The organism is Ectobacillus sp. (genome assembly GCF_056992975.1).
Window position 1 is genome coordinate 1 of sequence record NZ_JBXKMX010000096.1, and the last position, 2,606, is coordinate 2,606.

Annotated in this window: 2 protein-coding genes; both read right to left on the bottom strand. The window is 41.6% G+C overall.

Annotated features, from left to right (window positions below; genetic code table 11):
• Positions 1-10: 10 nt before the first annotated feature.
• The gene (locus tag AC11ZT_RS04685; RefSeq protein ID WP_484058494.1) at positions 11-1,447 is read right to left on the bottom strand and encodes an aldehyde dehydrogenase family protein; all 1,437 of its coding nucleotides are present in this window, start codon (positions 1,445-1,447) and stop codon (positions 11-13) included.
• Between the two features lie 10 nt (positions 1,448-1,457).
• On the bottom strand, positions 1,458-2,606 hold a 1,149-nt coding region (gene gabT / locus AC11ZT_RS04690; RefSeq protein WP_484058495.1), incomplete at its 5' end, for a 4-aminobutyrate--2-oxoglutarate transaminase.

The following is a 2,606-nucleotide window of genomic DNA, read 5'->3' on the forward strand; positions in this document are numbered from 1 at the left end:
TCTACTTATCTTACATATTTCGATTAAAACAAACTAATTTTACTTCTGTCATATCTTCCGTTGCATATTTAATGCCTTCACGTCCAATTCCACTATCCTTTACACCGCCGTATGGCATCTGGTCAACACGGTACGTAGGGAAATCATTTATCATCACACCGCCAACTTCAAGTGCATCAGCCGCAAGAAACGCATGCTCCATGTCGTTTGTATAGATGCCTGCTTGTAATCCATAATTAGAATCATTGATGGAAGCAATTGCCTCTTGTAACGTATCAAAAGGTACAATTGTAACAACCGGTGCGAAGGTCTCCTGACAGCATACTTTCGCCTGCTTTGGTGCGTCAACGATAACCGTAGGCAGTACAATATTGTTGACCACGCCCCCTGTTAATACTGTTGCACCAAGCTCCTTCGCTTCTTCAATCCAATTTGTAATACGATCTACATCCTTCTTCGAAATAAGGGCCGACAAATCTGTACCCTCATCAGATGGGTCTCCTATTTGAAGTTGCTTTGTTTCTGCTACAAATTTTTGCACATACTCTTCATATAAAGAACGATGAACATAGATGCGTTGCAAGGAGATACATACCTGCCCCATAAAAGTAAAGGCTCCCGTCACGGTACGTTTGATAATCTTATCAATAGCAAAGCCTTCATCAATAATAAGACCTGAGTTATTACCAAGTTCAAGTACAACACGCTTTAATCCAGCATTGCGACGAATCAACTTTCCAACCTGCGGGCTTCCGGTAAAGGTAATCATTTTAATGCGGTCATCGAGTACCATTTCATCGCCGACCTCATGACCAAGTCCCGGAATAACTTGCAATGCGCCGTCTGGAAGTCCAGCTTCTTTAAATAATTCAGCTGTAAAGAAGCTAGATAACGGAGCTTGCTCCGCTGGTTTTAATACAACAGGGTTCCCTGCTGCAACCGCTGGACCAACCTTATGCGCAACTAAATTAAACGGAAAATTGAAAGGAGTAATAGCACCAATTACACCGACCGGCTTACGCACCGTATAAGCAATACGATTTTCTCCCATAGCGGAAGCATCCATCGGTATTGTTTCCCCGTGCAAACGACGAGCTTCATCAGCTGCAAATTGATATGTTTCAATCGTTCGTTCCACTTCTCCGCGTGCTACCTTAATCGGTTTTGCTACTTCCATCGTCAATATGCGAGCGGCTTCTTCTTTACGCTCGCGAAATAACGTCGCCACATTTTGTAAGATGGTTGCTCTTTTATGTGCAGGCAAAGCTGCCATTACAGGCTCTGCGTTTTTTGCAGCAGCGATCGCTTGTTTCATTTCTTCACGTGTTCCTACCGCTACAACCGCAATTACTTCATTTGAATACGGCGAGGATAACTCTTCGTATCTCGTAGCCTCAACATATTGTCCGTTGATAAATAATGATTTTTTCAAGAGTTCTTTCACCATTCATTCTCCTTTACTTCGAAGTTAGGACATGGATCGATGCTGCTATCGATTCATCTACAATAGCAAGACCTTCTTCTAGTTCTTCATCCGTCATAATAAGTGGCATCAATACGCGAATCACATTCCCATACAATCCAGCGCTTAATAAAATCAAACCGCGTTTATTTGCTTCTTCCACAATATCATGAACAAGTGCCTTAAATGGTTCCTTCGTTTCGCGATCCTTCACAAATTCAATCGCACACATCGCACCCAAACCACGTACATCACCGATTACATCATACTTTTCTTTCATTGCAGTAAACGCCTGCATGACCTTTTTGCCAATTTGTGCCGCCCTTGCATTTAAGTTCGTTCTTTCCATGAAATCAAGAACGGCAAGCCCTGCACGACAGCCTAATGGACTACCCGCATATGTCCCACCTAGCTCTCCGGGATTTGCCATATCCATAATTTCCTTTCTACCGATCACACCACTAATTGGAACACCAGCACCCATTGATTTCGATACGGTCATTAAATCTGGCACAACATCAAAATGTTCAATTGCAAAATATTTACCTGTTCTACCGAATCCTGCTTGAATTTCATCTGACACAAATAGGATACCATGTTGTTTACAAATTTCCGCTACAGCTTGCACATATTTCTTAGAAGGAACGATAAATCCACCTTCCCCTTGAACTGGTTCCATGATCACTGCTGCAATTGTTTCTGGCGCCACATCACCAACAAGGAAATTCTTAAATTCTTCAATTATATAATCATCGTAATCTTCTTCAGATACACCAACTGGGCGACGGTACATATAAGGATATGGTGCTTTGTATACTTCTGGTGCAAATGGACCAAATTCAAACTTATATGGACGTACTTTACTTGTCATCGTCATTGTCATTAAAGTACGACCGTGATAACCACGTGTAAATACGACAATTCCTTGGCGTTTCGTATATTTTCTAGCAATTTTCACGGCATTTTCTACAGCTTCAGCCCCGCTGTTTAAGAAAATCGTTTGTTTTTCATGGTCTCCTGGTGCTAGCTTTGCTAATTTTTCTGCAAATTCGACATACGATTCATACATCATGACATTAAAACCAGGATGAATATATTTCGTAATCTGATCTTGCAATGCTGCTACAACTTCAGGATTACAATG

Bases quoted from the DNA above. Each gene is read 5' to 3' on its own strand.
- AC11ZT_RS04685 (WP_484058494.1), bottom strand. From the start codon at position 1,447: ATGGTGAAAGAACTCTTGAAAAAATCATTATTTATCAACGGACAATAT.